This is a genomic window from Kribbella shirazensis (genome assembly GCF_011761605.1).
GTDB lineage: Bacteria > Actinomycetota > Actinomycetes > Propionibacteriales > Kribbellaceae > Kribbella > Kribbella shirazensis.
Map to the genome: position 1 here is coordinate 4,320,363 of NZ_JAASRO010000001.1, position 24,802 is coordinate 4,345,164.

General features: G+C 70.3%; 22 protein-coding genes. 6 read left to right on the forward strand and 16 right to left on the reverse strand.

The genetic code is table 11. The features are described 5' to 3' along the window. Positions 1-6: 6 nt before the first annotated feature. Positions 7-1,596 carry an arylsulfatase gene (locus BJY22_RS21050; RefSeq protein ID WP_167209321.1) on the forward strand — a complete coding sequence of 530 codons (1,590 nt, stop codon included), beginning with the start codon at positions 7-9 and terminating at the stop codon, positions 1,594-1,596. A 6-nt stretch (positions 1,597-1,602) separates the two neighbouring features. Here the strand turns inward: BJY22_RS21050 and BJY22_RS21055 are convergent, their stop codons facing one another. Together BJY22_RS21055 and BJY22_RS21060 are read right to left on the reverse strand one after the other, a co-directional pair. Continuing rightward, positions 1,603-3,222, reverse strand: coding sequence for an alpha-L-arabinofuranosidase C-terminal domain-containing protein (locus BJY22_RS21055; RefSeq protein WP_337758855.1), 1,620 nt, complete (start codon positions 3,220-3,222; stop codon positions 1,603-1,605). Next, positions 3,219-4,472, reverse strand: coding sequence for an ROK family transcriptional regulator (locus tag BJY22_RS21060; RefSeq protein WP_167209323.1), 1,254 nt, complete (start codon positions 4,470-4,472; stop codon positions 3,219-3,221). The genes BJY22_RS21055 and BJY22_RS21060 overlap by 4 nt, the downstream gene beginning before the upstream one ends. A 150-nt stretch (positions 4,473-4,622) precedes the next feature. Here BJY22_RS21060 and BJY22_RS21065 point away from each other — a divergent pair, with 150 nt between their 5' ends. After that, entirely contained in the window at positions 4,623-5,069 is a 447-nt protein-coding gene (locus BJY22_RS21065; protein ID WP_167209325.1) for an SRPBCC domain-containing protein, read from the forward strand. Further along, positions 5,066-5,431 (forward strand): metalloregulator ArsR/SmtB family transcription factor, encoded by a 366-nt coding sequence (locus BJY22_RS21070; RefSeq protein ID WP_167209327.1) that lies wholly within the window; start codon positions 5,066-5,068, stop codon positions 5,429-5,431. Before BJY22_RS21065 ends, BJY22_RS21070 begins: the two co-directional genes overlap by 4 nt. Before the next feature lie 9 nt (positions 5,432-5,440). On the opposite strand, the gene BJY22_RS21075 is transcribed toward BJY22_RS21070, so the two are convergent. Both BJY22_RS21075 and BJY22_RS43005 read right to left on the reverse strand, forming a co-directional pair. Further along, a complete protein-coding gene (locus BJY22_RS21075) occupies positions 5,441-5,824 on the reverse strand; it encodes a DUF6766 family protein (protein ID WP_167209329.1) in 384 nt (127 codons plus the stop codon). A 46-nt stretch (positions 5,825-5,870) separates the two neighbouring features. Further along, entirely contained in the window at positions 5,871-6,422 is a 552-nt protein-coding gene (locus tag BJY22_RS43005; protein WP_337759833.1) for a GNAT family N-acetyltransferase, read from the reverse strand. Between BJY22_RS43005 and BJY22_RS21085 the strand changes: the two genes are divergently transcribed. Both BJY22_RS21085 and BJY22_RS21090 read left to right on the forward strand, forming a co-directional pair. Further along, complete coding sequence (locus BJY22_RS21085) at positions 6,318-7,556, forward strand: MFS transporter (RefSeq protein WP_167209332.1); 1,239 nt, start codon at positions 6,318-6,320, stop codon at positions 7,554-7,556. The genes BJY22_RS43005 and BJY22_RS21085 overlap by 105 nt on opposite strands. A gap of 158 nt (positions 7,557-7,714) precedes the next feature. Continuing rightward, complete coding sequence (locus tag BJY22_RS21090) at positions 7,715-9,034, forward strand: GGDEF domain-containing protein (protein WP_167209334.1); 1,320 nt, start codon at positions 7,715-7,717, stop codon at positions 9,032-9,034. A 9-nt stretch (positions 9,035-9,043) separates the two neighbouring features. On the opposite strand, the gene BJY22_RS21095 is transcribed toward BJY22_RS21090, so the two are convergent. From BJY22_RS21095 to BJY22_RS21105, 3 genes are read right to left on the reverse strand one after another with little or no spacing between them, the layout of a single operon-like run. Beyond that, on the reverse strand, positions 9,044-9,808 hold the full coding sequence (locus BJY22_RS21095; protein ID WP_202891200.1) for an SDR family oxidoreductase: 765 nt from the start codon (positions 9,806-9,808) through the stop codon (positions 9,044-9,046). Positions 9,809-9,827: 19 nt separating this feature from the next. After that, positions 9,828-10,508, reverse strand: coding sequence for an alpha/beta fold hydrolase (locus BJY22_RS21100; RefSeq protein ID WP_167209336.1), 681 nt, complete (start codon positions 10,506-10,508; stop codon positions 9,828-9,830). After that, positions 10,505-11,467, reverse strand: a complete 963-nt coding sequence (locus BJY22_RS21105; protein WP_238350417.1) for an NADP-dependent oxidoreductase — start codon at positions 11,465-11,467, stop codon at positions 10,505-10,507. The genes BJY22_RS21100 and BJY22_RS21105 overlap by 4 nt, the downstream gene beginning before the upstream one ends. A 352-nt stretch (positions 11,468-11,819) precedes the next feature. Here BJY22_RS21105 and BJY22_RS21110 point away from each other — a divergent pair, with 352 nt between their 5' ends. Beyond that, positions 11,820-14,591, forward strand: coding sequence for a helix-turn-helix transcriptional regulator (locus BJY22_RS21110; RefSeq protein WP_167209339.1), 2,772 nt, complete (start codon positions 11,820-11,822; stop codon positions 14,589-14,591). Positions 14,592-14,597: 6 nt separating this feature from the next. Here BJY22_RS21110 and BJY22_RS21115 read toward each other — a convergent pair whose 3' ends face one another. Genes BJY22_RS21115 through BJY22_RS21155 form a run of 9 tightly spaced genes read right to left on the reverse strand, consistent with a single transcriptional unit; the run spans position 14,598 to position 24,802 of the window. Continuing rightward, a complete protein-coding gene (locus tag BJY22_RS21115) occupies positions 14,598-15,149 on the reverse strand; it encodes a cysteine dioxygenase family protein (RefSeq protein WP_167209340.1) in 552 nt (183 codons plus the stop codon). Further along, complete coding sequence (locus BJY22_RS21120) at positions 15,146-16,363, reverse strand: MalY/PatB family protein (protein WP_167209342.1); 1,218 nt, start codon at positions 16,361-16,363, stop codon at positions 15,146-15,148. The genes BJY22_RS21115 and BJY22_RS21120 overlap by 4 nt, the downstream gene beginning before the upstream one ends. Next, positions 16,353-17,975, reverse strand: coding sequence for a rhodanese-like domain-containing protein (locus BJY22_RS21125; protein ID WP_167209344.1), 1,623 nt, complete (start codon positions 17,973-17,975; stop codon positions 16,353-16,355). Before BJY22_RS21125 ends, BJY22_RS21120 begins: the two co-directional genes overlap by 11 nt. Then, positions 17,972-20,269: a molybdopterin-dependent oxidoreductase gene (locus BJY22_RS21130; protein WP_167209347.1), complete on the reverse strand. Its 2,298-nt coding sequence runs from the start codon at positions 20,267-20,269 to the stop codon at positions 17,972-17,974. The genes BJY22_RS21125 and BJY22_RS21130 overlap by 4 nt, the downstream gene beginning before the upstream one ends. Further along, entirely contained in the window at positions 20,266-21,654 is a 1,389-nt protein-coding gene (locus BJY22_RS21135) for an amidase (protein WP_167209349.1), read from the reverse strand. Before BJY22_RS21135 ends, BJY22_RS21130 begins: the two co-directional genes overlap by 4 nt. Continuing rightward, entirely contained in the window at positions 21,651-22,265 is a 615-nt protein-coding gene (locus BJY22_RS21140; protein ID WP_167209351.1) for a DUF1989 domain-containing protein, read from the reverse strand. The genes BJY22_RS21135 and BJY22_RS21140 overlap by 4 nt, the downstream gene beginning before the upstream one ends. Beyond that, positions 22,262-23,287 carry a M14 family metallopeptidase gene (locus BJY22_RS21145; RefSeq protein WP_167209353.1) on the reverse strand — a complete coding sequence of 342 codons (1,026 nt, stop codon included), beginning with the start codon at positions 23,285-23,287 and terminating at the stop codon, positions 22,262-22,264. The genes BJY22_RS21140 and BJY22_RS21145 overlap by 4 nt, the downstream gene beginning before the upstream one ends. Next, complete coding sequence (locus BJY22_RS21150; protein ID WP_238350418.1) at positions 23,284-24,072, reverse strand: ABC transporter ATP-binding protein; 789 nt, start codon at positions 24,070-24,072, stop codon at positions 23,284-23,286. Before BJY22_RS21150 ends, BJY22_RS21145 begins: the two co-directional genes overlap by 4 nt. Continuing rightward, positions 24,050-24,802 (reverse strand): ABC transporter ATP-binding protein, encoded by a 753-nt coding sequence (locus BJY22_RS21155; RefSeq protein WP_167209357.1) that lies wholly within the window; start codon positions 24,800-24,802, stop codon positions 24,050-24,052. The genes BJY22_RS21150 and BJY22_RS21155 overlap by 23 nt, the downstream gene beginning before the upstream one ends.

Here is a 24,802-nt window from a genome sequence, read left to right on the forward strand (position 1 = left end):
ACTCCCATGAGCCAGCGCCCGAACGTGATCGTGATTCTCGCCGACGACATGGGCTTCTCGGACCTCGGCTGTTACGGCGGGGAGATCGCGACGCCGAACCTGGACCGCCTGGCCCGTGACGGCGTCCGGATGTCGCAGTTCTACAACACCGCGCGCTGCTCACCGTCCCGCGCGTCGCTGCTCACCGGTGTGCACCCGCACCAGACCGGCATCGGCATCCTCACCGACGACGACCGGCCGTACGGCTACCCGGGCACACTCGATCAGGGGTGTCCGACGATGGCCGAGGTACTGCGGTCCGCCGGCTATGCGACGTACCTGAGCGGCAAGTGGCACCTCACCGGGCAACTGCGGCAGCCCGACGACACCTGGCCGACGCGGCGCGGCTTCGACCGGTTCTTCGGCACGATCATCGGCGCCTCGGACTACTACGACCCGTTCTCGCTCTACGCCGGCGAGACGCCGGTGACGGACCTCCCGGACGACTTCTACTACACGAACGCGATCAGCGACGCCGCAGTCGGGTTCTGCACCGAGCACGGCCTGCAACGTCCGGACGATCCGTTCTTCCTCTATGTCGCGTTCACCGCTCCGCACTGGCCACTGCACGCGCCGGCGGAAGCGGTGGCGAAGTACCAGGGCCGTTACGACGAGGGCTGGGACGTGCTGCGCGTCGAGCGCCACCGCAGACTGATCGAGGAGGGCATCCTCGATCCGCGGTGGACCATGAGCGAGCGGGACCCCGAGGTGCCCGCGTGGAACGACACGCCCGACCAGGACTGGCACGCCCGCCGGATGGAGGTGTACGCCGCGCAGGTGGAGGTGATGGACGCCGGTATCGGCCGGATCCTGGACGCCGTCGACGCGCTTGGCCGGACGGACGACACCGTAGTGATGTTCCTGTCCGACAACGGTGGGTGCGCCGAGGACCTGCTGCCTGCCTGGGTGGACGAGCTGCCAGGCGCCCCGCTCTATCTGCGGGAGCGGACGCGCGACGGCCGGCGGGTACGGCGGGGCAACGAGCCCGATCGGACGCCGGGCGGCCAGGACACGTTCTCGTCGTACGGCAGGCCCTGGGCGAATCTGTCGAACACGCCGTTCCGCGAGTACAAGCACTGGGTGCACGAAGGCGGCATCGCCACGCCGTTCGTGGTCCGCTGGCCGTCCGCGCTCGAGCCGCAGACGATCGCGCACGTACCGCATCAGCTGCCCGACATCATGGCCACCGTGCTGGAGATCACCGGCGTGGAGCATCCGGCGGACGCGCCGCCGGTCGAGGGTGCCTCGATGCTGGACGCGTGGCGGGGCGGTGACGGCCCGGGGCACACGTTGTACTTCGAGCACGAGGGCAACGCCGCGGTCCGCCGTGGTCGCTGGAAACTCGTCCGCAAGTACCCGGGCGAGTGGCAGTTGTACGACGTGAGCGCCGACCGGACCGAGCTGGACGACCGGGCAGCCGCGGAACCGGCTGTGGTCGCCGAGCTGGTCGCGGCGTATCACGAGTGGGCCGGCCGCTGCGGCGTGGTGCCCCGCGAGACCATCCTCGAGGGGCGGGGCTCCCGGCCGCAGCCGTCGGAGTCGGGCTGGCGGGCTTGACCGTTCTCAGGACAGGTCGAGGGTCAGCAGTGTGATGCTGTGCGGCGGGAAGTCGTAGACGCGGTCCGCGACGTCGACGACGCCTCGGTCCCGGAGCGCCACCCGGTCCGGGGTGCTGAGACTGTTGGACGCGAGAACGTCGTCGACGTCGGCGCCGAGGTCCTTGACCGCGGCCCGCGTCGGCAACGCGTCGCTGCGTCCGTCCAGCATCAGTTGGGCGCCGATGGTCGCGTCCCGGTGGCGGTTGATCACGGCGACCTTGAGCGACGTACCGTCCTGGGTCGCGGACACGTCGAGGTCGGCGATGGTCGCCGAGCGCACCTGGTACTCGCCCCGATGATCGCGTTCGTCGCCCTGTCGCACAGCCGCCAGCCGGGCCGGCGACCGTACGTCGACGTCGAGGGCGACCGGCCCGAGATGGTTCTGGTACAGGTCCCAGACGTGGTACGTCGCCGCCCGCACCGCGCCGCCGGGTCGCGCGACGACGACGCCGTTGGCGTTGAGCAGGTTGACCGTGTTGGCCATCGTGACCGGTACGTCGAGCGCGGCGGCGCGATGGAGTGCGTGGAACACCCCGGCGTAGAAGAGGGCGTCGGCAAGGGTGCGGGGGCTCCAGCGGTTCACCCGGCGGCGGCGATCCGTCGGAAGGCCGTCCACGTCGCGGTCCGCCGTACCGCCGTCGTCGGAGGGGAGCGGGGCGGGCCAGGCGGCGGGCTCGACGTGGCGGATGTTCCACTCGTCGAGCGCCAGCCCGAGGGGGCGCTGACGCCCGTACTGCGCCGCGAGCCCGGACACCAGTGCGGAGTACTCCTGGATCCGGCTCTCGAAGTACTGCGACTGGGCAACGATCGCGTCGTACTCCGCGGCGCCGTCGACGAGCTGGGTGGTGGAGCCGTACAGGTGGAACGAGAGGTAGTCGATGCGGTCGCCGACGGCCTTCAGCACCTCCTCGGTCCACCCCTGGCGATCGTCGGTCAGACCGACCGCGACGAATTTGAGCGACGGATCCACGGCATGCATGAAGTGGGCGTGCTCGCGCGCGTCGGCCGCGTAGGCGGCGGCGCTCCGGTACCCCATCTGCCACGGGCCGTAGACCTCGTTGCCCAGTCCCCAGTACTTCACGCCGTACGGCTCGGCGCGGCCGTTGCGGGCACGCTGCCGGGTGTAGTCGGTGTCGCCGCCGTAGTTGGTGTACTCCACCCAGCGCACCGCGTCGTCGACGCTGCGGCAGCTGTGTGCGAGATACGGCACGGTCCCGACCTCGTTGCACCAGGCAAGGAATTCGTCGGTGCCGAAACGGTTGGACTCCTCCTCGCCCCAGGCCAGCTCGAGCCGCCGGGGCCGCCGGTCACGCGGGCCGATACCGTCCTCCCAGCGGTACGGCGACGTGAAGTTGCCGCCCGGCCAGCGGACGATCGGCAGTCCGAGCTCGCGGCACAGTTTGATCACGTCGCCGCGCAGACCGTTGCGTGCGCCGGGTCCGTCGTACGACAGCGGCGAACCCTCCTCGAACACTCCGCCCTCGATGTTGCCGAAGAAGGCGGACTCGAGGAAGTGGCCGTAGATCATCGGATCGATCCGGCCGGTCGAGGTCCGGCGGATGTCGATACACGCTGTGCTGGTCACGAAATCTCCTGGGCGTCGGGGACGTGCGGCAGTTGGTCTCGGCTGGCGACCGGTGCGGGGGCGGAGGGCGCGGCGGGGTAGCCCGCCAGGACGGGGGAGCGGCGGAGGACCAGCGCGATGCCGCCGCGGGCAGCGTCGTCGTGACCGAGGGCGGCCGGCTCGATCCGGAGACCCTGCCGGACCTCTGTGTGGGTGTGCTGTCGCACCGCCTGGCGCAGGGGATCGAGCAGTTGCGCGCCGGCCAGCGCCAGCTCGCCGCCGATCACCACGGTCTCCGGGTTGACGGTGTTGCAGGCGGCGGCCACGACCTGACCGATCCTGGTGCCGGCTGTCGAGATCACCGTCCGTACGGCGGGGTCGCCCTCGGCCAGCCGGTGCAGTACGTCGTCGAAACGGCGTACCCCGCACTGTTCGAGGATCGCGTCCACCGACACGTAGCGCTCCAGGCAGCCGCGGCCGCCGCAGGCGCACCGGGGTCCCGCCGGGTCGACGGTGATATGGCCGAGCTCGCCGGCCGCGCCGCCCGCACCGGAGAACAGGTGACCGCCGAGCACCAGGCCACCGCCGACGCCGTACGAGAGGCGCAGGTACAAGACGTTGTCCAGCCCCGCGCCGGCGCCCCAGATCGCTTCGCCGAGGGCGGCGAGCCGGGTGTTGTTGTCGACGTACACCGGGACACCGAAGCGTTCGGTCAGGCCGTCGCGGACCAACTCGATCCTGGTGGCGCGGCTCGGCCGCCGATGTCCGCCGGTCTCGGAGACCGGGCCGACCACGCCGACGCCGATACCGGCGAGGGCGGCCAGCGAGAGCTGATGACGGGTGGCGAGTTCGCTCACGAGAGCGAGGGCGAGCTCCAGCCGTCTCGACCACGGGGCTCGCTCGGAGCAGGTGACGCCGCCCGACGCGACGATCTCGTGTGCGACGTTCGCGATGGTCACCTGGACGAAACGGTGACCGAGATCCATGCCGAGCGCGAGGCCGCCCTTCGGGTTGAGGGTGAGACCGCTCACCGGCCGGCCGCGACCACGGTGCCCTTCGCTACCGGCCTTGCCTGCATTGGCGGCCGTCTCGGTCAGCATGTCCGCCGCCAGCAGGTCCTGCACGATCGACGACAGGGTCGCACGCGACAGCCCGGTCCGCTCGGTGAGCTGCGCGCGGGTCAGCACGCCCTGGGTCCGCAACACCGTCAGCACGCGCTCCTGATTGGTCTCGCGGAGCAGGCGCAGCGGTCCGGCGGCGTCCTTGGGCATGCCCGACTCTGACCCGCAGCAGGTATTTCTGTCAAGACTCCAGAAATAGTCCAGGCGCAACGCATTGGTTGCACGTCGAGGAAACATGTGCAACTCTGGGGTTGCGCATTTGGAGGACGACGAACTGTGGAACACAAGGGAGTCTTGACGATGAGCAGTGATCGCATCGAGCGGGAAGTCCTGATCGAGGCACCACTCGACCGGGTGTGGACGCTGGTCGCCGAGCCGGGATTCTGGGTTGCCGACAAGGCGACTCTGCCCGGAACCGTGGCGAGAGAAGGCGAGACGATGCTGGCGAAGAACCCGGAGTACGGCGACTTCCCGGTGCGGGTCGAGAAGGTCGATCCGCCGACGTACCTGGCGTACCGCTGGGCGAGTGCCTTTCCCGGGCAGGAGTTGCGGGACGACAACAGCACTTTGGTCGAGTTCAGGCTCACGGCCGAGGGCGAGAAGACGCGCCTGTCCGTCGTGGAGAGCGGGTTCGCGTCGCTGGCCGCGTCCCAGGAGGTGCGCGATCAGGCGACGAAGGACAACTCGGGTGGCTGGCCGCTGGAGCTCGACGCCCTGAAGCTGCGCGCCGAAGAGTCGTCCGTGTGACTGCGAGCGGTCCCGGTGCTGCCGAGGCGGTCGACAGCGTTCTGGCCGCCTTGGCCGATCCGACGCGACGCCAGCTCCTCGACCTGCTCGCCGAGCGGGGCGAGGCGACCGCGACGACGCTCGCGGAGCAGCTTCCGGTGTCACGTCAGGCGGTGGTGAAGCACCTCGCGGTCCTGGACACCGCCGGTCTCGTGTCGGGCGGCCGGGTGGGTCGCGAGGTGCTCTACTCGGTCCGGCCCGCCGCGTTGAGTGCGACGGCACGCTGGATGTCGGCCCTTGCGGCGGACTGGGACAAGCGCCTGGCGACCATCAAGCGCGTTGCCGAGGCCGCCGAACGCGAGCGTCGTACCAACAGGTCCTGAGCCGGCCGGTCAGCGAACCGATCCGCTGCGCTCGTCCAGCCGCTCGTTGATCTGGTCCACCTTGGCCTCGAGACGTTCCATGTCCTCGGCGTCCACACGGAACAGGAAGTGTTTGGCGCCGAGGAGCAGGATCGCCTGGAAGACCAGCTGCAGCCACTCGCTCTGCCAGTTCTCGAACGTGCTCGCCAGGAAGGTCATCCAGTAGTCCATCCAGGCGAATTCCTGACCGTGCTCGCTCTGCTCGCTCCGGAACTCGCTCAGCTGGGTGAAGAAGTGCCCGAGCCACGAGCCCAGGAACAGTACGAGAAGGACGTAGACCGCGCCCCAGCGGCGGACGTGGCTGTTCGGCTGATGATGCTGCCGCGGATCCGGCTTCAGGTCGTTGTCACTCATTCCCCGCCAGTACCCACAGCCAGTCACGCCACCGGCGCCGGTCGGCTCAGCCGCGGGGCCTGGGCCAGTCGGTGATGTCGTCGTACTCGCCGGGGTGCCGCTTGATCCAGGCGGCGACGTACGGGCAGTGCGGGATGATCCGCTTGCCGGCCGCGCGCACGTCCGCGAGGGCGAACCCGACGACACCGGAGGCGAGGCCCCGGCCGTTGTAGGCCTCGTCGACCTCGGTGTGCACGAAGTCGACGTGCTCGTCGTCGGGGAGCCGGTACTGCGTGAAGCCGGCCACTGTCTCGCCGTCGCGGATCTCGTACCGGTGCTTCCCGGGCGCGTGGACGTAACTGATCTGGTCGTTCATTCCAGCCACGGTACGTTCCTGCGGCGAGGGACGCGCGAGGGTGGTCCTCGACGCGGCCGGGGCAGTCCGGGACGGCGGTTTGCGCCGGGGCGCACCGTGGGGTGAGCGGTTGGGATGGTCCGTGGGTAGCTTTGGCTGGTGCCCCGCCCCGTTGACGCTTCGTCTACTGATCCTGCTGACCGCCCGGCGACCTACAGTGAGGTCTTCGGTGTCGCCGAGTTCCGATGGCTGTGGCTGGCGCAGCTCGGGTCGGTGATCGGGGACCAGCTGGCGAGGGTCGCGCTCGCGGTACTTGTCTTCAACCGGACCGGTTCGGCCGGGTTGTCGGCGCTGACGTACGCGCTGACCTTCCTGCCTGACATCGCCGGCGGTCCGCTGCTGTCCGGACTGGCCGACCGGTTCCCGCGCCGCCGGGTCATGATCAACTGCGACATCGCCCGCGCGGTGCTGGTCGCCGCGATGGCGATTCCCGGTGCTTCGCTGTGGATCCTGTGCATCCTGCTCATCGCGGTACAGCTGCTCGCCTCGCCGTTCCAGTCCGCCAGGGCGGCCCTGCTGCCGTCGATCCTGACCGGCGACCGCTTCGTGCTGGCCAGCTCGGTCTCGAACATCACCGCGCAGGCGGCCCAGCTGGCCGGATTCGTGACCGGCGGCACGCTGGTCGCGGCCTTCGGAGCGGGAAACGCGCTGTTGCTCGATGCGGCCACCTTCGGCCTGTCCGCGGTCCTGCTGTGGCTCGGTGTCCGCGAACGCCCGCTGCCGGAGACGACCGAGACGCGTGCGGGCTGGTGGGCATCCCTGTCAGCGGGCGCGCAGCTCGTCTGGGGCGATCGGCGACTCCGCTATCTGGTCGCGCTGGCCTGCGTCGCGGGCTTCTACGTGAGCGTCGAAGGGCTCGCCGCACCGTACGCCGCGGTGGTCGGTGGCGGACCGGCCGCTGTCGGGCTGCTGCTCGCCGCCAATCCGGCCGGGCAGATGGTCGGGATGCTGTTGCTGACCCGTGTCGCGCCACCGCGCCGGCTCACGTTGATGGGGCCGTTGGCGATCGGTTCGTGCGCACCACTGATCGGTTGTCTCGCCCAGCCCGGGTTGTGGGTGACGGTCGGGTTGTGGTTCGTCTCCGGGCTGTGCGCGTCGTACCAGCTGGCCGCGAGTGCGGCGTTCGTACTGAATGTCCCCGACGCGCAGCGCGGCCAGGCGTTCGGCCTGGCCCGCACTGCGCTGATCGTGTCCCAGGGGATCGGTGTACTGGCCGCCGGGGTGGCGGCGGATCGATGGGCGCCCGCCGTGGTCGTGGCGGCGGCCGGGATCTGCGGGATTCTGGTCGCGGCGGGTGCGGCGTACGGATACGCCGGCGCTACGCGACAGCCCGCCTGATGGTCACCAGTCGTTGTTCTGCATGGCGGCGGCCTCCTTCCGCGGAATCCGGCTCCTGGCGTGTGAGCGCAGTGAGGCATTCGACAGGGTGCCGTGACATTGTGTGAATGTCCCGGCTACTCTGTGACAAGGACCGACTGTGAGGCGGGGGTCTTGTCATGAGTATCAGGCATCGGCTGGCGCAACGTCGCCTGCGCCGGCGCAACGACCGTGCCTGGATCCCGGCCAGGTGGACGTTATGGTCTCAGCCCCGGAGCGTTCTCGGCTATCTCCTCACGGTGGAGATCGTCGCGGCGGCCGTGGTCGGTACGACGTTCGACCTGGTCGCGGTGACCCACAGTGACTGGATCCGGCTGCTGGTGCTCGTCGGCGGCTCGGCGATCCATCTCGAAGCCGCCCGCGACATCGAGCGGCTGCGGAAGGTCGGCGCCGAGGGCATCCCGTACGTCAATCTGAAGGGGATGTGGACCTTCGCGGGCGTGCTCCTGCTGCCGCCACCGCTGGCGGTGGTGCTGATCCTCAGCACATACGTCCACTCCTGGCTGCGCGTACGGCGAGTCCCGCCGTACCGGTCCGTCTTCACCGCCTCGACCCTCGTCCTGGCCGGCGCCGCGGGAGCCGTCGTTCTCGCCGCGATCCGCCCCGGTGTGTACCCGGGCTATCCGTCCGGTCCGCTCGGGCTGGTCGCCGTCGCCGCGGCCGGCCTGGCCTACTGGTTCGTGAACTACGTCCTGGTCGCGGGTGCGATCGTGCTGTCCAACCCCGACGCGCCGGGCCGCAACGCCCTCGGACGCCTGTCGGATCAGCTCATCGTCGCCGGCTCGCTCGGCCTCGGCGCGGCCACCGCCGCGCTGCTGCTCAGTCAGCCGTGGACGGTCGCCGTACTGCTGCTGACGATCCTCGGCCTGCACCGGGCGCTCCTGGTCGACCAGTTCCAGGCCGAGTCCCGCACCGATCCGAAGACCGGGCTGGCGAACGCCGCGTTCTGGCACGAGATCGCACGCCGCGAGTTCGCCGGTGCCGAACGCACCAATTCCCCACTCGGCGTCCTGTACGTCGACCTCGACCACTTCAAGACCGTCAACGACACGTACGGCCACCTGGCCGGTGACGAGGCGCTGAACGCGGTGGCCGGCGAGCTGCGCAGCGAAGTACGCGACAACGACCTGGTCGGCCGGCTCGGCGGCGAGGAGTTCGCGATCCTGCTCCCGCAGACGTCGGCGGCTGACACCGCCCTGACCGCCGAGCGGATCCGGCGTCGGGTCGCCGCGCTGTCGATCACCGTCACCACCGGCAGCGGCCCGGTCCTGTGCGACACGATCACGTGTTCCATCGGCGTCGCGACGTACCCGGAGTCCGGCACCAGCCTCGACGAACTCCAGATGGCCGCCGACCTGGCGATGTACCACGCCAAGGACACCGGCCGGAACCGCGTCGTCAGCGCCCCGGCCAACGGGCCCGAGCTGCCGACAGCCTGACTGGGTGCCTCAGTCCTTCTTCGTGAGGTACTGCTGCCAGGTGATCCGTCCGGTTCGGTCGGGGGTGGTGACGCTGCCGTTGCGGAAACCCTTGCCCAGCCTGCCGGGGATGCGGACGTGCAGGATCGGCTTGCGGATGCCGTGGACCTCCTGCCACTGCCGGAGCAGCTGGTCGAATTCCAGGACCTCGGGGCCACCGCACTCCTCGACGTCGGTGCTCGGGCCGGCGGTGAGACGACGAGTGAGACGCTGCGCCACGTCCCGGACGTCGATCGGCTGGCCGACGATGCCGCGGTCGCTGACCATCACAGGCCACCGGGACATCCCGGTGACGGCTTGGTCGACGAAGTCGTGGAACTGGGTCGAGCGCAGGATCGACCACGGTACAGGCGAATCCCGGACGATGGCCTCCGCGCGGACCTTGGTCTTGAAGTACCCCCACGGGACGCGATCGGCTCCGACGATCGACGTGTACACGAAGTGCTCCACACCGGCGCCCGCCGCGGCGGTGAGGAGCCGCTGCGTACCGACGATCTCGACGTCGTCGGTGTAACCCCGCTGGTACGGGGCCGATGCCAGATGTACGACGGCCTGCGCGCCTCGTACCGCTTCGTCCAGACCGGTTCCCTCCGCGAGATCCGCCAGGACCGGTTCGGCTCCCGGCCATCGACGGACGCGCCGGCTCATCGCCGCGACGGTGTGTCCGTCGGCCAGCAGATCGGACACGACGGCCCGGCCGAGCATCCCGGTCGCGCCGGTCACCAGAATCCGCATCACAGGGTCCTTTCCTGGATCACGATTTCAGCAACAGCCCGGCGAGCTGGTCCGGGGCCAGGGTCATCACGTCGTGGCCCGACTCGATCTCCGCGATCGGCCAGCCGAAACCCTTCGCGATCTCGGCGAACGGCATGGGTCCGCCGGGCGTGCAGACGATCGCGCGGCAGGGGATGTTGTCGACGGCGCCGCGCAGCATGGTGGGCTGCGAGAAGGTCAGCCGCGGCTGCGGTCGGAGCCGCGCCTCGACCCAGGCCGCCAGTTCCGGGTCGACGACACCGACCGAGCTCGCCGGCGGAACCGCGATCAGGCCGTCGGTCGTCGCGGAATCGATCCAGTCCTTGAAGAAGGCGGGGGCGAGTGAGTCCAGCGACTCACCGTCGGCACCGGCCCAGGCGTCGACCAGGACGAGTTCCCTGACGCGGTCGGAGAGGGTGTCCGCGACCTCCCGCACCACCAGACCCGCGTAGCTGTGACCGACCAGGACGACATCCTCGAGGTCGTGCTCGATCAGACTCTTCGCGACGTCGCCGACATGGGTTCGCAGGTCGACCTTGGCGGCGCCGGGGCCCGCGTGCTCGCCGAGCCCGCTCAGTGTGGGCGTGTAGACCTCGTGCCCCGCGTCGCGCAGCTGCCGTGCGACGTGCGCCCAGCACCAGCCGCCGTACCAGGCGCCGTGCACCAGAACGAACGTGCTCATCGTGTCTCCTCGTGATCGATGGTCAGGACGACCTTCCCGCTGGTTCTCGCGGTGGCCATCAGCTCGTGCGCCTCGAGGGCGGCGGCCAGCGGAAGCTCGCGGTCGACATGGACCCGCAGGTCCCCGGACTGGATCAGCTCGGTCAGATTCTCGAGTCCGGCGGCGTCCGGCTCGACCAGGAAGGCGGTGGCGCGGACCCCGAGCTCCGCCGCGCGCAGACCCATTCCGGGCGTCCAGGCGCCCTGGCTGTTCACCATGATGCCGCCGGGCCGCAGACACTGCATCGCCTGCAGCGCTTGCTCGCCACCGAACATCTGAACGAGTACGTCGATGTCCTTGATCGCGTCGGATACCTCGGTCGTGGTGTAGTCGATCGCCTCGTCCACTCCGAGGTCGTAGAGGAACTGATGCTTGGCGGCACGCGCCGTGCCGATCACGTGGGCGCCGTGGGCCTTCGCGATCTGCACCGCCAGGTGACCCACGCCGCCGGCCGCCGCGGTGACGAGGACGCGCTGACCGGCCTGGATCTGACCGACGTCGACCAGCATCTGCCAGGCTGTCAGCCCGGCCAGGGGGAGCGCGGCGGCCTCGGTGAAACTCAGGCCCGCCGGCAGCAGGGCGAACTGGCGCGAGGGTGCGGTGACGTACTCGGCGTACCCACCGGCCTGTCGCGGGAACCACGGCATGCCGAAGACCCGGTCGCCGGGCCGGAACAACGTGACGCCGTACCCGACCTCCTCGACCACGCCTGCCACGTCCCAGCCGTTGACGAACGGCAGCGACAGGACGCGGTTGTAGGCCACGCCCAGCCGGGTGTAGTGATCGACCGGGTTCACCCCGGCCGCCTCGACCTTCACCAGAATCTCGGTCGGAGCGGGCACCGGCCGATCGACCTCGACCAGACCGCAGGCGTCCGGCCCGTCACCCCACTCGACCTGCTGAAACGCTCGCATCTTCATGACCTACTGCTCTTTCCATTCGATGTGACGGTTGTCAGGGGCGGGTGTGGACGTTCGCAGCCTAGGCAGCGGGTCGCTGTACGGGATCCGCCGGATGACCGGGCGCCGAGGCGCCGCCGTGTGGCGGGGGCAGCCAGGTCGGATGACAGATGCAAGGATCGATCCGGATGGCTACGCTCGGAAGCTCCCGCGTCCGTGAAGGGAGTTCCGGGTGACAGGCTGTCGGTTGGCTCATGCCCAGGCGGCGCGACTGATCACGGACCGTGCTCAGAGCCTGGATGCGGTGGTGCGTGCGGTTGAGGGCAGTCGTGCACCGCAGGTTCCGGCCGCCGGCGGAGCGTAGCGTTCACCTATGTTGTACGGCAGGGGAGTGGAGCAGGGCGCGATCGAGCAGCTCTGGGCGGAGGCTCGGGCCGGCCGCGGGGGAGCGTTGCTGCTCTCCGGGGATCCGGGTGTGGGCAAGTCGGCGCTGCTGGATTTCGCGGCCGAGCGTGCCCACGGTGCGACCGTGCTTCGCGCCAGCGGTCTGCAGAGCGAGTCGGAGCTGCCGTACGCCGCACTTCACCAGCTGCTCCGCCCGCTGCTACCGCGGGTCGGTGACCTGCCCAGCGCACAGTCCGCGGCCATCCGTGCTGCCTTCGGACTCATGCCGCTGCGGCCGACCGACCGGCTGCAGGTCACCCTCGGTGCGCTGACCCTGCTGTCCGAGTCGGCGAACGAGCGGCCGTTGGTCTGCCTTGTCGACGACCTCCAATGGCTGGACCGGCAGTCTGTCGACGCGTTGTCGCTGCTGGCCAATCGGATTCAGGACGAGTCCCTGATGTTGCTTGTGGCAACACGTCCCTCGGATGCCGTGTCGCTGCCGGGCGCGGTGGAGCTGCGGCTTCAGGGCGTGGATGCGCAGTCAGCGAGTGAAATGCTGGCGGACCGCCACCCGGAGCTGTCGCAGCAGGTCGCCGAGCGGGTCGTCCGGGAGACTGGAGGCAACCCGCTCGCGCTGAGCGAACTGCCCGGTGCGCTGACCGATCGTCAACGGGCAGGGATCGATCCGTTGGTCGGTCCACTGCCGCTGCCCGAGTGCATCCTGCGGCACTACGCGAACCAGCTGGCGCGGATCGAGGAGCCGACGTACCGGCTCCTCCTGACGCTGGCGGCGGACGACGCCGGCGATCTTGCGGCAGCGCTGCGCGTCGTACGGCCGCTCGGCATCGGCATCGAGGCGCTCGACACCGCCGTGCAGTCCGGCCTGGTACGGGCCGAGGAGACGATCGCCGGACCGCGGGTCGTCTTCCGGCATCCGCTGCTCAGAGCGGCCGTCTACCGGTCGGCGTCGTTGAGTCAGCGTCTGTCCACTCATCGGGCCCTCGCCGAGGCTCTCGATCCAGAGTTCGAGCCGGACCGGAGAGCGTGGCAGCTGGCCGCAGCCGCCGTCGGTCCGGACGAGGTCGCCGCCGACGAGCTGGAACGCAGCGGTCTGCGGGCCCTCCAGCGCGGTGCCCCGTCGTCCGCGACCGTGGCGCTGGAGAAGGCCGCGCGGTTGACCTCCCTGGTCGAGATCAGGGCACGTCGACTGGTCGCGGCCGCCGGTGCAGCGAACAGGGCCGGTCATCCCGTGCGGGCCGAGGCGCTGGCCGACGAGTCCGAGCACCTGGCCGAAAGTGTGGTGACCCGGGCGCGCGTCCGGCACCTGCGGGCGCTCATCGCCTTCGATCGCGGCGAGCCGGGGACCGTGCACCGCTTGCTGATGACGGACTGGGAGCAGGTCGGCAAAGAGGACCCGGAGCTGGCCGCGGTGATGCTGGTCGACGCCGCGAAGAACGCCTGGTTCAGCAACGACCCGGAGCGGGCTGCCCGGGTGGCGCAAGCGCTGTCGGCCGTCGTTCTCCCGCCGCACAGCTCCCGTGCCTCGCTGGTTCGCACGGTCCTGAAACTCACCGATCAGCTGGAGCGACTGACCGGGACGGGCTTGCACCCCCAGCCGATGGGGCATGACACTGAGGAAGGACCTGCTGCGCAGCAAGAGCCCTTGGAACTCGTACTGCGCGCCGTGGCGTCGATCGCGACGGCCGACGACGCGGCTGCGATCGAGGCTGCCGAAGCTGCGGTCCAGAGGTGCCGTAGTACAGGGCGTCTGGACCTCCTGGTGCTGGCGCTGCAGGTGCTTGCGACTCTCGACGTACTCGTGGGCCGTCACCAGTTCGCGAGGGCGAACGCGACGGAGGGACTGGATCTGGCGAACGCTCTCGGGCTGACCAACCGGACCTGTCACTTCCAAGCTCTGCTCGCGTGGCTTGATGCTGTGGCCGGACGGGCCGACTCCTGCCGGGAGCTCGCGGCGTCGGCGTTGGGTCACGCCGAGGCCCGCGGGATCACTCCGAGCGTCGCCTTCGGCCGATGGGCGCTGAGCTTGCTGGACCTCGGTCTCGGCCGGCCCGCCGAGACCTTGGAGCAGACCCCGCCCTTCGTGAACGGCTCCGCCGAGCACCCTTTGGTGATGGTCCTGCGCACTCCCGATCTGGTCGAGGCTGCGGCACGGCTCGGGCGGGTCGACGAGCTCAAGGACAATCTGGAGCAGCTGAGCGCCTGGGCGGCGTCGAGCGGTCTCGCCCGCGCGCGGGCCCTCGACGCCCGGTGTCGCGCACTGGTGGCCGACGACGCGGACGAAGCAGACCGGTTGTACTCCGAAGCGCTCGCACTGCACGACGAAGCGGACCGCACCGGCCAGTCGCGGCCGTTCGATCGTGCGCGCACGCAACTGCTGTACGGCGAATGGCTGCGGAGGCAACGTCGACGCGCCGAGGCGCGGAGCCCGCTGCGCGCCGCGCTCAACACCTTCGAGCAGCTGAGGGCCGAACCGTGGACCCGCCGGGCCGAGAGCGAACTCAGAGCGGCCGGCAGCGCACGCCGCAGTACTGCAGCCGGACCGGCCACGGAGCTGACGCCGCAGGAGCTGCAGGTGGTGCGGCTGGCCAGGGAAGGAGCGAGCAACCGCGAGATCGGCGCGCAACTGTTCCTGAGCCCGAGGACGGTCGGGTACCACCTCCAGAACATCTTCCGGAAGCTCGGGATCCGCTCCCGCGTCGAACTCGCCCAGGCGAACGTCCTCGGCGAGGACCAGGTGTAGCGACAGTCAGCAGTTGAAGTACTTGGAGCTCTGGAAGGTGCGCATGGTGTCGCCCTCCAGAGACCACTGCTTGCGGGGGAGGCCGGTGAGGTCCTTGCCGTAGACGTGGATCTCCACGGTGTCGGTGTCGGTCAGGTTGTGCATCGAGTGGACGTCCTCGTCGGGGATCAGGACGGAGACCGCACCCCGGCGGTGGCGTTCGTGTTCGGTCGGGCGGACGGTGTCGTCGGCCAGGATCTCGTAGCGGCGTTCCTCGATCGCGTTGGACACCAGGCCGATCGCTCCCCAGGTCTCGTGGTTGTGCGGCGGAGCGATCTCTCCCGGGGCCCAGACGATCGAGGTCACGTTGAAGGTCGGTGCCCGGTGCAACATGTACCGGCCCCGTCCACCACGCTGCGGGTCCCGCTGCCGGAACTCTGCGGGTACGGCGTCCGGGTGGATCACGAGCTCCTGCAGGCGTTCGGCGACGATCGTCGCGAGCTCGCTGTCCGCAGGACGGTCGGACGCGGTGGTGAGGTCCTGCAGGTCGTGGACGAACTGCTCGAGGGTGTACGTCATGAGTTGCCTCCGCTGATGGATACCTGATGCGTGCTGAGCGCGGTGGACACACGCGCGAGGATGTCGTCGAGGATCTCGGGAGTCGTGGCGAAGTTCAGCCGGACCCACGAGGAGCACTCGGGTGCGAACTGCTGACCGGGATGCAGGGCCACCCGCCCGTTCCGCAACAGCACGTCCGCGGCCGGTTCGCGGCTGGACTCGTGCAGCCGCAGCCAGGAGAAGTACGTCGCCTCCGGCGCGTGCGCGTGGACGCGGCCGTCCTGGGCGGCGACCCACTGCGTCACCCGATCACGGTTCGCGGCCAGTTGGCGCAGTACCTGGCCGAGCCAGTCGTCGCCCTCGAGCCAGGCCGCGACGGTCGCCGCGATGCTGACGCCGGAGACCCGTCCGAGCAGGCGGTCCGGAATCACCCGGTCGAACTGCCGGTGCAGGTCCTCGGAGCCGAAGTGCACGAACCCGCATCGCAGGCTGCCGAGGTTGAAGGCCTTCGTCGCGGACTGCAGCGTGACGGTCCGGGTCGCGGCGGTCGGTGAAACGGTCGCGGTCACGATGTGCCGCCGGGGTGCGTAGACGAGCTCGGCGTGGATCTCGTCGGACACCACGACCACGCCGTGACGGGCCGCCAGCCCGTCGATCGCGGACAGTTCTGCACGGGTCAGCACCCGGCCCGTCGGGTTGTGCGGGTTGCACAGCAGCAGGACGGTGACGTCGTCCGGCCGCAGCGCGCGCTCGAGCGCGTCCAGATCGACGGTGAAGCCGCCGGGTGTGTCGGTCATCGGTACGGCGACCAAGCGGCGCCCGGTGCTGCGCAGCACGTTGACGAACGGCGGATAGATCGGAGTGAGCACGCCGACACCGTCACCGGGCGCGCTGTAGGCGAGCACCGTCGCGGTGAGGCCCTGGACCAGGTCGGCCAGCACGGTGACCCGATCCGGGTCGATCTCCCAACCGAACTTGGCGCGCATCCGGTCCGCCAGGGTGGCCGCCGCGAGCCGCAGCATCGCATCCGGGCGGTAGGTGAAGTCGCCGGCCCGGGCGATGTCGAGGACTGCCTCACGGACCGCGTCGGCCGGCCGGAAGTCCATGTCGGCGATCCATGCCGGCAGGACGTCGTCGTCGTACGTGTGCCACTTCTTGCCGCCCCGGCCGCGGAGCTCGGCGACCGAGAGCCCGAACGCCGGACGGACGGCGGCGGTCCTCACGTCAGGACGCATGACCCTCACCGGTCCCGGCCGCCAGCTCGGCACCGAGCCGCTCCTCCCAGTCCAGGTACCGCACCATGTCGTCGCGGTTCCGCTCCAGCAGGGCGGGCCGCGGCGCGACGAGCTCGGCGTCCTCCTTGGCCTCGCGCAACGACACGTCCGCGCCGTCGAGCCCCTCGACCATGGCGCCTCCGGCGGCGGTCCAGGCGACCAGACCGCCTTGCAGGTGGACGACGTCGTGGAAGCCGAGCTCCACCAGCGTCCGGACGGCGAGCGCCGACCGCAGACCGCGATCGGACACCACCACCAGCGGGTCGTAGCGTTCGGCAACGGTGCCGATCCGCCGCTCCAGATCGCCGCGCGGCATCCAGACCGACCCGGGGATGTGCGACAGGGCGAACTCGCTGCTCCGCCGTACGTCGATGACGGTCGGCGGATCGTCCTGGTCCAGCCGGGCCTCGAGCCCGGTCGTGTCCACCGTCGGCACGTCCTGGCCGAAGTCGAGCTCGTCCAGGTACGCCTTCGCCGGACCGGGCGCCACCGGCCGGCCGGCCGCACGCCAGGCGTTCAGTCCGCCGGCCAGCCAGGCGACCCGGCGGTACCCGATCCGCGCGAGCAGACCGGCGCCGAGCTGTGACCGGGTCTCGTCCCCGGAGTAGCAGACGAGCAGCGCGTCACGGACCGCGAGTTGCTCGTCGACCGCGTTCGCGAGCTGACCCGCGGGACAGTTCAGTGCACCCGGCAGGTGACCTTCGGCGTACTCGTGTGGCTGGCGTACGTCGATGACATACACCGGATCGGGACGGGCGGCCAGGTCGTCGGCCGAGACCGGGCGGACAGCGGGCAGGTCCGCGAAGCGCTCGGCGAACGCCACCGCGCGGGGGTCGTGCCCGGCCTCGCCGAAGTCGTGTGGTGTGAAGTCCAGGTCGCGTCCGGACATCCTCCAGGCCATGGTTCCGTTGCGCAGCGCGTAGGCGTTCTCGAAGCCGGCCTGCCGCAGCAGGTAGGCGCCGACGATGCTCCGCGTCCGCCCCGCGCAGTGCACGATGACCTGCCGGTCGCGCTCGCGGTCGACGCCGGCGCGTAGCAGGGTCTGCACGAGTTCGCCGGAGGGGATGTTGACGGCGCCCGGCAGGTGGCCCTTCGCGTACTCCGAGGCCGTCCGGGCGTCGATCACCAGGGCGGTACCGGACTCGATCAACGGAGCGACCTTGTCCGGGTCCAGCTGCTCGACCTCGCCCTCGATCGACAGCCGTTCACCGAAGGTCTTGCCGAGCACGTTCACGCCGTACGCCGGTGATCGGTCCTGGGCGCGCGACCACCCGTCGATCCCGGAGTCGAGCACGAAGACGGACCGGTAGCCCAGCTCCCGACAGGTCTTCGCGGCCAGCCGGCTGCGATGTTCTCCCCGTGAGTACAGCACCACCGGGACGTCAGGCCAGGGAACGAGGCGGGGCAGCAGGATCTCCAGGAGGCCGCGCGGCAACGGGCATGCCCCCGGGATCTGGCCGAGCGCGTACTCGCCACGCTCCCGGACGTCGAGGAGCGCGTGCGGCTCGGCCGACTCGCGCCAGCGCTCGACCTGGTCGAAGGCGAGCGACGGAACTGCTTCAGGGCCGGTCATGGTCGGGTCTCCTGTCGGTGAATGTCGGTGAACGACGGGGGCTCGTACGCCGTGATCGGCGGAACCGGTCCGCGCCAGGCCTCGACCTGGACGCCGACCAGCTGGCCGGTACAGGCCTGGGCGAGGCGCGACGTTCCCTCGTCGCGCGTCAGAGCGTTCGGGTTGCCGTGCGCACAAGGGCTGTGCGGGTCGGCGGGATCCATCGGGTCGTACCAGGCGCCGGTGGCCAGCTGCACGCAGCCGGACGTGATGGCGTCGGTCAGCCGTGCCGACGCGAGGCACCGCCCCTGGGCGCTGCTGATCAGTACGACGGAGCCGTCGGCGATGCCACGCCGAGCGGCGTCGCCGGGATGCATGGTCAGCGGCTCGCGACCGTCGACCTTGCCGTCCTGGCTATGGGCGCCCATGTCCAGTTGGCTGTGCAACCGTCGTGCGGGCTGGGTCGTCACCAAGGTCAACGGGTACGCCGCGTTCTGCTCGAGCGCGAAGTACACCGGGTGCGCCGGACAATCGTCGTACCCGAAGGACCGGACGACCTCAGAGGTCAGCTCGATCCGTCCGGTCGGGGTCGACAGGGGAGCGCCCGTCGGATCGCGGGCGAAGGCGGCGAGCATCACCTGCTCCGGCTCGACGGACGGCAGCAGCAGGTGCCCTGCGCCCCAGAAAGCGTCGAAGTCCGGCAGGTCCGCCGTCTGGGTGGCTGTCCAGGTCTCGTACAGGTGCCGCAGCCACTCCGCCTCGGTGCGGTTCTCGGTGTACGCCGCCCGGACCCCGAGGACGTCGGCGAGTTCTGCGAAGGTCTGGTAGTCGGTCCTGGCCTCGCCGGGCGGCGGGAGGATCCGGCGCATCGCGACGATCGCGGAATCGTTGCGCGAGGCACCGATGTCCGACCGCTCCAGGAACGTCGCCGCCGGTACGACGACATCCGCGTGCTTCGCGGTCGCGGTCCAGTGCGTCTCGTGCACGACGACCGTGTCGGGGCGCGCCATCGCGCGGCGCAGCCGGGACAGGTCCTGGTGATGGTGGAACGGGTTGCCGCCGCACCAGTAGACGAGCCTGATGTCCGGGTACGCCGCGACCGTGCCGTCGTACTCGTACCGGCCGCCGGGATCGAGGAGCATGTCGGCCACCCGGGCCACCGGAATGACCGACGTCACCGGATTGATCCCCTGGGGCAGCGTCGGCAGCCGCAAGCCTCGCTGCGGTACGCCGACGTCGCCCATCGACCCGTACCCGTGGCCGAAGCCGCCGCCGGGCAGGCCGATCTGCCCGAGCATCGCGGCCAGGGCGATCCCCGCCCACGGAGGCTGTTCGCCGTGCCGGGCACGCTGCAACGACCAGGTCACCGTGACCAGCGTCCGGTGCGCGGCCATCTCCCGCGCGAGGATCACGATCCGTTCCGCCGGTACGCCGGTGACGGTCTCGGCCCACTCGGGTCGCTTCGGTACGCCGTCGGACCGGCCCGTGACGTACTGCTCGAACTCGTCGTACCCGGCACACCGCGTGCGGAGGAACTCCACGTCGTGCAGGTTCTCGTCGACGAGTACCCAGGCGAGGGCCAGCATCAGCGCCACATCCGTGCCGGGGGAGATGGCGAGCCACTCCACACCCGGTCCCGGTGGGCAGTCGTCACGCACCGGGCTGATCGCCACGACCTTGGTCCCGTCGGCGACGATCCGGCGCAGCCGCTCCGCGCTGCGGTGCTGGGTGATGCCGCCGGGCGCGACCTGCAGGTTCTTCACCGGCAGACCGCCGAACGCGACGATCATCGTGGTGTGCCGGTCGATGACGTCCCAGCTGGTCAAGCCATGGACCGCGTCGACATCGGCGCCGAGGACGTGCGGCAGGATCACGCTCGACGCGCCGGTGCTGTAGGTGTTGACCGAGCGCGTGTAACCGCCCAGCTGGTTCAGGAACCGGTGCACCTGGCTCTGCGGATGGTGGAACCGGCCGGCGCTGCCCCATCCGTACGATCCGCCGAAGACCGCGGAGTTGCCGTAGGCATCGATCACGCGGCGCAGTTCGTCACCGAGCACGGAGTACAGGGTGCTCCAGCTGACCCGGACGAACTCGTCCTCGCCCCTGGCCGCATCCGGTCCGGGTCCGCCGTCCAGCCAGCCGCGGCGGACCATCGGGAACAACACGCGGGACCGGTGGCCGTTCGCGGCGATCAGGTTCCTGGCGATCGGTGAGGGATCCGGGTCGAGCTCGTGACTCGCCACGCTGAGCCGTCCGTCGGACACGGTCGCGCGGAGCGGTCCCCAATGACTGCTGCTGATCAGGCCCTGGCTCATGCCGGACTCCGCTGCAACACCGGCCGCGCGTTGTGCCATCGGGTGACCCGCTGCAGAGCGACGCCCAGCTCGACGAGTGAGTCGTCGTGCCCGAGTCCCGCGGCGAGTTGCAGGCCGACGGGCAGTCCCTCGGACGTGAGGCCACAGGGCACGGAGATGGCCGGCTGGCCGGTGACGTTGTAGCAGTACGTGTTGCTCAGCAGTGCCGACTGGACGGCGGCTCCCGCTGCCTGCACGCACGAGCTGATCGTCGGGGCCGTGATGGGCACGGTCGGGCCTGCGACGGCGTCGAAGCCGTGATGTGCGTCCAGAATCGCGGCGGCCAGCTCGCCGCGCCGCTCCCGCGCCTCCCGGTACCGGTCCGCGCTGATCGAGAGCCCTTCCTCGAGACGTCCGCGGACGTCTGCGCCGTACCTGACCGCCGGATCGCGCAGCCACTTCCGATGCACCTGCGCCGCCTCGAACCGGACCATCGTCGAGGTGACCGCGTTGGCCTCGTGCTCGTTCGGCACGGTGGCTTCCTCGAGCTCCGCGCCCAGCTCCTCGAGCATCGTCAAGGCTCGCTGCACAGCGGCCACCACCTCGGGCTCCGAGCGGTTCAGGTGCGCCGTGAGTACTCCGATCCGCCGGCCGGCGAAGGTCCGGTCCGGCCAGGTCCCCGTGTCGCAACGGCGCTGCCCCGGGAGATTGCCGAACACCCGCGCGCAACCGGCGGCGGTGCGGCTGAGGACGCCGACGTGGTCGCACGACGGGCTGAGCGGGACCACGCCGGTGAGAGGGATCCGGCCGTACGTCGGTTTGAACCCGGTGACGCCGGTCAGCGCCGCGGGGATCCGCACCGAGCCGCCGGTGTCCGTCCCCAGTGCCGCACCGCAGGCCCCGATCGCCACGGCGACGGCACTTCCGCCGCTCGAGCCGCCGGCGGCGCGTTCCACGTCCCAGGGATTGCGGGTGGTCTGCGCGGCGAGGTTGACGGTGGTGGCGCCGAACGCGAACTCGTGCAGGTTCGTCTGGCCCAGGTACATCGCCCCGGCCTCCTCGAGCGCCTGCCAGCACTCGGCGTTCACGGCGGGGGTCACCTGCCACCAGGACGAGCCGGCGGTCAGCGGCCGACCGGCAACCTGGATGTTGTCCTTGACCGCCAGCACGACTCCGTCCAACGGGGCCGGCGCACTCCGCCGAAGCCGTTCGGCCGTGTCGGCGGAGTTGCTGTTCAGCCGGGCCTCGTCCCAACTCGTGAAGGCACCGACCACAGGCTCCCAGTCCTGGAGCGCCCGCAGTGAGGCGTCCACAACGTCGTACGGCGTCACGCGGCCGGCCACGACCGCGTCCTGGATCTCCTCCAGCGACCACTGACTCGGGTCGCCGGGCCGCTCGGTCGTCATTCCGGCTCCTCGTCCGGTTCGAGTGCGACGAGCTCGATCTCGCGCGGCTGCCCGCCGTTGATCGGCATGATGTCCATCGGGCAGGCGGAAACGACCACCAGCAGGTCGCGCAACGCCTCGAAACGCACCGTCGCGCCGGCGGCGGCCGGCGACTCGAGAAACTCGATGTGTCCGTCGGCGTCGGCCGGCGAGTTCTGGAACAGGTTCAGCGGATCGGGCAGCACGTCAGGGCACTTGCGTCCGGTGTCGCGCAGTACGGCCCGCAGGTTGTCCGCGCAGTTGCGGTGGCCGCGTGCGTCCAGCTGCGCGTACCGCCACGGGTCGCACGGCGGCATGGTCATGTCGTGCACGCCGGGCGAGGTGTCTGCGCGCAGGGTGACGATCGGCCGGCGGGACCGGGTCACGAAGGAGTCGCCGACGCGCGGTCGCAACGTCCGCATCGCTGCCCGGGAGTGACTCATCGACGTGTACTCGTCCGGGTCCTCGAGGCTGAAGAACCAGGTGTCGACCACCTGCCCGCCGAGGGTGTTGACGACCTCCACGAGCTGCCCTGCGCGGACCTCGACATGGCCGGTCTCCCCGCCGGGGACGACGACCCGCTGCCCGGTCATGCCGCGTCCCCGGCGAGCGAGACCTCGTCCCACTCGGTGGCGACGAATCCGACCCGGTCACCCGAATGGACGGCCGGATCCTGGCGTACGCCGATGACCAGACACGGCCCGGACATCGTCACGATCTCCACCACGTCCCCGAAGACGTTGTAGATGGTGCCGAGCGGCTCGCCCGCCGCCAGCGTCGTCCCCGGACGTACGGCGGCGTGGAAGAACCCGCCTTCGGTACTGGTCACGTGCGTACGCCGTGTCGCTCGGCAGATGCTCGCGGGCGTCTCCACCGGAGGACCGTCGATGGTGCCGACAGCCTGACCCAGCCTGAGCAACCCGGCCGTCGCACGGTCGATGGCCGTGCGATCGACGCTCCCGCTGGCTCCCGCCTCGAGCATGAAGGCCTGCTTGCCGCGCAGCGTCAGCTGGTAGTCCAGGGCGCCCTCGATGTGGCCCGGAAGCTCACCGGCTCCGGACACGTCCATCCGGCAGGCCACTCGGGGATCCAGCAACGCGATCCGCGCCAGCAGGGCCTTCTCGTCCTGGCCCTCCGGCGGCAGCTTGTAGACCGCGTAGTTCACGGCCTCGAGGAACGGCCCCATCGTGTGCACGTTGACGACCACGTCCGCCACCGGCTCGATCTCGTCGAACAGCCGGGCGGCCAGCTGCTGGGTGCCGAGGAAGTCGCGGCGCCCCGGAAAGCTCTGGTCCAGGTCGACACCGTCGTACGGCGAGTGCTTGCGCCGCTGGTCGAACGCCGAGGGGTTCGCCACCGGGGTGACCACCACGTGCCCGAACAGGGTCTCGCGACGGGCACGGTGGAAGAACTCCGCGGCGGTGATCGCGGCCTGCGACTCGTCGCCGTGCACCGCGGCGTTCACCCACAGGCACGGGCCGTCGCCGCGGCCGCGGGCCACGAGGTACGGCACCCCGATCACGTTGCCACTGGCAAGGGTTCCGGCCTCGAGCAGTCCGCGTCCGACCTCGCCCGGTCTCATCCGGCTCAGCTGTCCGGCCACCACAGTCGTCACGTCTGATCCCTTCCGGAGGTCGAGTGGGGTGCGTGCGCGGGCTCCGTGCCGGGGCGCCCGCCGAGGAAGACCTGTTTCATCTCCGGGTCGTTCGCGATGGCGTCGGCGGTCCCGGTGCGGTGGATGCGGCCCTCGACCATCACGATGCCGAGGTCGGAGGCGGCCAGCCCCTCGACGACGTTCTGCTCGACCATGACCACGCAGACACCGGTCGCCGCGATCTGCCGGAGCTTGTCGAAGACCAGCCGCCGCGCCGCGGGGGAGAGGCCGAGCGAGGGCTCGTCGATGAGCAGGATCCGCGGCCGCGCGGCCATCGCCATCGCGATCTCGAGCAGTTGCTGCTGACCGCCGCTGAGGTTCCCGGCCATCCGGCCGAGGTGCGCCTCCAGCGCGGGGAACTCGGCCAGGGCCACGGCCACGGAGGACTCGCGCTGTCTGCGAGGGAGCGTCGCGACGCCGAGCTGGAGGTTCTCCCGCACCGTCATGTAAGGGAAGTTGCACCGGCCTTGCGGCACCAGGCTGAGGCCGGCCCGTAGCCGCTCCCACGCGGACAGCCGGGTGACCTCGGTGCCGGCCACCACGACACTGCCCTTCGACCAGCGGGTCAGGCCGTACAACCCCTTGAGCAACGACGACTTGCCGGCGCCGTTCGGCCCGACCACCGTGGCCACCTGACCGGCCGGAACGGCGTGGCTCACCTCGTTCACGATCGGCACTCTGGCCACGTAGCCGGCCGAGAAGTTCTCGATCCGCAGCGCCGGTTCAGCGGGTGTCGTCGTCATCATCGGCCTTTCTGCCCAGGAACGCTTCGTAGACGGCCGGGTCGTCCCAGATGACCGACGGTGGTCCCTCGGCGAGCTTCCGGCCGGCGTCCAGCACCACGACCTCGGCACAGCACGACGTGATGAACTCGACGTTGTGCTCGATGATCAGGAACGTCTGCCCGGCCTCATTGGCGTGCTTGATCGCCTGGTCGATCACCTCGATCACCAGTGGGTTGACGCCGGCCAGCGGCTCGTCGAGGAGGACGACGGCGGGTCTGGCCACCAGAACGGCCGCGAGCGCGACCAGCTTCTTCTGGCCGTAGGACAGGATGCCGGCCGGCGCGTCCCGGAACCGCAGGAGCTTGAACGCTTCGAGCCAGTACTGCCGCAGATCGTCCGATCCGGCGTCCTCGGCCGACAGCCCGCGCAGCGCGAGCCCCAGGTGCTCGCCGACGGTGAGCTCGTCGTACAAGCGGATCGTCTGGAACGTCCGGACCAAACCGCTGCGGGCGATCTGGTGTGCCGGCCGGCCGCTGATGTCGCGACCGCGCAGCCGCACCTGGCCCGAGTCCGGGCGGGTGAACCCCGTGATGCAGTCCAGCGCGGTCGACTTGCCGGAGCCGTTCGGGCCGATCAGACCGAGGACGGAGCCCTCGCGCAGGGTGAAACCGACGTCCTGCAGGGCGGCGACGCCGAGGAACGACTTCCCCAGGCCGCTGACCTCCAGGACCGGCGTAGCGGTGGCGGTCAT

Coding starts and splice junctions, on each gene's coding strand:
- BJY22_RS21050 (WP_167209321.1), top strand. CDS start 7: ATGAGCCAGCGCCCGAACGTGATCGTGATTCTCGCCGACGACATGGGC.
- BJY22_RS21060 (WP_167209323.1), bottom strand. CDS start 4,472: ATGCCCAAGGACGCCGCCGGACCGCTGCGCCTGCTCCGCGAGACCAAT.
- BJY22_RS21065 (WP_167209325.1), top strand. CDS start 4,623: ATGAGCAGTGATCGCATCGAGCGGGAAGTCCTGATCGAGGCACCACTC.
- BJY22_RS21075 (WP_167209329.1), bottom strand. CDS start 5,824: ATGAGTGACAACGACCTGAAGCCGGATCCGCGGCAGCATCATCAGCCG.
- BJY22_RS21090 (WP_167209334.1), top strand. CDS start 7,715: ATGAGTATCAGGCATCGGCTGGCGCAACGTCGCCTGCGCCGGCGCAAC.
- BJY22_RS21095 (WP_202891200.1), bottom strand. CDS start 9,808: ATGCGGATTCTGGTGACCGGCGCGACCGGGATGCTCGGCCGGGCCGTC.
- BJY22_RS21100 (WP_167209336.1), bottom strand. CDS start 10,508: ATGAGCACGTTCGTTCTGGTGCACGGCGCCTGGTACGGCGGCTGGTGC.
- BJY22_RS21105 (WP_238350417.1), bottom strand. CDS start 11,467: ATGAAGATGCGAGCGTTTCAGCAGGTCGAGTGGGGTGACGGGCCGGAC.
- BJY22_RS21110 (WP_167209339.1), top strand. CDS start 11,820: ATGTTGTACGGCAGGGGAGTGGAGCAGGGCGCGATCGAGCAGCTCTGG.
- BJY22_RS21115 (WP_167209340.1), bottom strand. CDS start 15,149: ATGACGTACACCCTCGAGCAGTTCGTCCACGACCTGCAGGACCTCACC.
- BJY22_RS21120 (WP_167209342.1), bottom strand. CDS start 16,363: ATGCGTCCTGACGTGAGGACCGCCGCCGTCCGTCCGGCGTTCGGGCTC.
- BJY22_RS21125 (WP_167209344.1), bottom strand. CDS start 17,975: ATGACCGGCCCTGAAGCAGTTCCGTCGCTCGCCTTCGACCAGGTCGAG.
- BJY22_RS21130 (WP_167209347.1), bottom strand. CDS start 20,269: ATGAGCCAGGGCCTGATCAGCAGCAGTCATTGGGGACCGCTCCGCGCG.
- BJY22_RS21135 (WP_167209349.1), bottom strand. CDS start 21,654: ATGACGACCGAGCGGCCCGGCGACCCGAGTCAGTGGTCGCTGGAGGAG.
- BJY22_RS21140 (WP_167209351.1), bottom strand. CDS start 22,265: ATGACCGGGCAGCGGGTCGTCGTCCCCGGCGGGGAGACCGGCCATGTC.
- BJY22_RS21150 (WP_238350418.1), bottom strand. CDS start 24,072: ATGATGACGACGACACCCGCTGAACCGGCGCTGCGGATCGAGAACTTC.
- BJY22_RS21155 (WP_167209357.1), bottom strand. CDS start 24,802: ATGACCGCCACCGCTACGCCGGTCCTGGAGGTCAGCGGCCTGGGGAAG.